The organism is Pseudoalteromonas sp. MB41 (assembly GCF_020966275.1).
Taxonomy (GTDB): domain Bacteria; phylum Pseudomonadota; class Gammaproteobacteria; order Enterobacterales; family Alteromonadaceae; genus Pseudoalteromonas; species Pseudoalteromonas lipolytica.
Map to the genome: position 1 here is coordinate 1 of NZ_JAJJZF010000060.1, position 1,431 is coordinate 1,431.

The 1,431-nt window shown below is 40.2% G+C and carries 1 protein-coding gene; it reads left to right on the top strand.

All coding sequences use genetic code 11. The annotated features are described in order from the left end of the window. Positions 1-93 precede the first annotated feature (93 nt). Positions 94-1,422 carry an IS4 family transposase gene (locus LPA49_RS22115; RefSeq protein WP_230237774.1) on the top strand — a complete coding sequence of 443 codons (1,329 nt, stop codon included), beginning with the start codon at positions 94-96 and terminating at the stop codon, positions 1,420-1,422. Positions 1,423-1,431: the final 9 nt, after the last annotated feature.

Genomic DNA, 1,431 nt, shown 5'->3' on the forward strand with positions numbered 1-1,431 from the left:
TAATGCAGATCAGTTAAGCATATTTTTATGATCACTTGACTGATCTTTTCATAGCTTCACAATCCGATATTAGAAATAGTATCGGATTTTTTTATGTCTCTAATTCAACACTTCGATGATATGTCCTCCTTTTTAGATGATGTACATACACTCGACAAACTTAAGCAGGTTCTTGACCCTGATATTCTTGAACAAGCATTTGAACATGCGGGAGTTGCCACTGTTCGCAGAAGGCGGTTACCGCTAGAAGCTATTATGTGGTCTGTAATTGGAATGAGTTTATTCCGAAACGAAACTGTGTGGGATATTGCTAACAGACTCGACATATCCTTGCCTGGAAAAAACAAATTAGTAGCGCCGAGTGCGCTCGTGCAAGGTCGCCAAAGGTTGGGTTACGAAGCAGTCCAACAAACATTTCAATTACTTTCACATAAAGTGTTTGCCACCCAGCCTTTTGAGCAGTGGTGTGGACTTAATTTACTTGCAGTGGATGGCGTTAGCTTCCGAACTCATGATAATCAAGAAAACCGAGAAAAGTTTGGCAGTGACAGTAATCAGCATGGAGAAGTCAGCTATCCACAAATTCGAATGTGTAGCTTAATGGAAGTATCTAGCCACTTATTGTTAGACAGTAGTTTTGATGCCCGTTGTGTAGGCGAAATGAGCTTAGCTCAACGTCTATTACCAGCCGTACCGGATAACTCTCTGACCTTGTTTGACCGTGGTTATTATTCATTAGGGCTACTTTATCAATGGCAAAGCCAAGGAAAAAACTCTCACTGGATGTTGCCAGCAAGGAAGGATTTACAGTATCAAGTTGAACACAGTATCAGTGACAATGATAAGATTGTTACCTTATCTACAAGCCTTCAGGCGAGAAAGAAGTTTGAGTCATTGCCAGATACCATAACGGCAAGATTAACTACTTATAAAGCTGATGGAAAAAGCTATCGTGTTCTGAGTTCGCTTATTGACCCTTTACGATTTCCGCATGACGAATTAATAGAGGTTTATACACAACGCTGGGAAATTGAGCTGGCGTTTAGAGAAATAAAGCAGGGATTGAATCACAGCAAACATACATTACGTAGTAGGAAGCCAGACATGGTACGCCAAGAGTTATGGGGGTTACTACTCGCTTACAACTTAATACGCATAATCATGCTTGATGCAACTAAAGAAGAAGATATCTTGCCTACTCAATTAAGCTTTAGCCAATCTATGCGGCAGGTAATCGCTTTCTTCATGTTTACGCCAATACATAGTGCAAGTAAGTTACCTGTTCATTATGATGAGTTACTGAAAACACTTAGGTTGTTTATCTTACCCGATAGGCTACCAGACAGGCATTATCCAAGGGTGATAAGAAGGAAACCAAATAAGTATCCTTACAAAAGAAAATGCCAGTCAGCTCTTAACTGACTGGCATTA

Bases quoted from the DNA above. Each gene is read 5' to 3' on its own strand.
- LPA49_RS22115 (WP_230237774.1), top strand. From the start codon at position 94: ATGTCTCTAATTCAACACTTCGATGATATGTCCTCCTTTTTAGATGAT.